This window comes from Seonamhaeicola marinus (genome assembly GCF_008085455.1).
On the sequence record NZ_VSDQ01000082.1, the window covers coordinates 1 to 623 of the forward strand.

Below are 623 nucleotides of genomic sequence, written 5' to 3' on the forward strand. Positions count from 1 at the left end.
AAGCTATACAAAACAAAGTTAAAACTTATAAAAACCAGGGTATAGATATGGTTATTTATACAGGTGGCACAGGACTTTCGGTTAGAGACATAACACCCGAAGCCTTATTACCACTTTTAGATAGAAGAATTCCTGGTATTGAAGAAGCCATTAGAAACTATGGCCAACAACGTATGCCTTTTGCAATGTTATCACGCAGTATTGCTGGTACAATTAACAATACCTTAGTTTTAGCTTTACCAGGTTCTACAAATGGTGCCAAAGAATCAATGGATGCTATTTTCCCTTCAGTATTACACGTTTTTAGAATATTGAAAGGCGCCAGACATGATTGATTTTAGCCATTAGTTGATGATAGTTTATTGAAAATATAATATGACGAAAAATTCCAAAATATTACAAGATTCTTTTGGTAGAGAACACACCTATTTGCGTATTTCTTTAACTGAAAGATGTAATTTACGCTGCACATATTGTATGCCTGCTGAAGGTGTGCAATTATCTCCTAAAAGCCATTTAATGACCTATGAAGAAGTTTTTGAAATAGCAAAAACCTTTGTTAATAATGGTGTTACAAAAATTAGATTAACAGGTGGCGAACCTTTTGTTAGAAAAGATATTCC

The 623-nt window shown here is 33.4% G+C and carries 2 protein-coding genes; both read left to right on the forward strand.

Annotated elements, in window-relative coordinates:
* On the forward strand, positions 1-335 hold a 335-nt coding region (locus tag FUA24_RS00510; RefSeq protein WP_246146915.1), incomplete at its 5' end, for a molybdopterin-binding protein.
* A gap of 40 nt (positions 336-375) precedes the next feature.
* Positions 376-623 (forward strand): radical SAM protein (locus FUA24_RS00515; protein ID WP_148539600.1); only part of this gene is annotated, 248 nt, incomplete at its 3' end.